Below are 464 nucleotides of genomic sequence, written 5' to 3'. Positions count from 1 at the left end.
ATATATTTCAAAAAGAGGTTTTCTAAAATGAATACTAAGAAATTAAACAAAAATCTTGAAACTTTAACAAATCAAGAACTTGAAATTAATGGCGGAGGCTTCTGGGGTAAAGTAGGAGAATTTGTCGGCTATGGTGGAGCATCAAAAAATGATCAAAAACATAAGTTTTGTGATAAATATTATGCTCCTAGAACTAATGCAAGAGCAAACTGCTATAGTATGTACGAACAGTAAAAAAAGATGGTCTTTAAGCCATCTTTTTTTTAAATAATCATTACAACTATCAAAAACATTTTCGAAACAAAAAATCTATATATTTTTAAAAAAGGAGTGTTTCTAAATGAATACTAACGAATTAAACAAAAATCTTGAAACTTTAACAAATCAAGAACTTGAAATTAATGGCGGAGGCTTCTGGGGTAAAATGGGAGAAATTGCCGGATGGGGTGGCGCATCAGGAAATG

At 30.6% G+C, this 464-nt stretch carries 1 pseudogene; it reads left to right on the top strand.

What is annotated here, in order from left to right:
* Positions 1 to 234 (top strand): annotated as a pseudogene (locus MR170_RS31105) (hypothetical protein); the annotation flags it as partial.
* Positions 235 to 464 lie beyond the last annotated feature (230 nt).

The organism is Bacillus cereus group sp. BfR-BA-01524 (assembly GCF_022662595.1).
Lineage (GTDB): Bacteria > Bacillota > Bacilli > Bacillales > Bacillaceae_G > Bacillus_A > Bacillus_A thuringiensis_S.
Note: the sequence above shows the minus strand (reverse complement) of the source record. Positions and strands in the feature narration are given on the sequence as shown.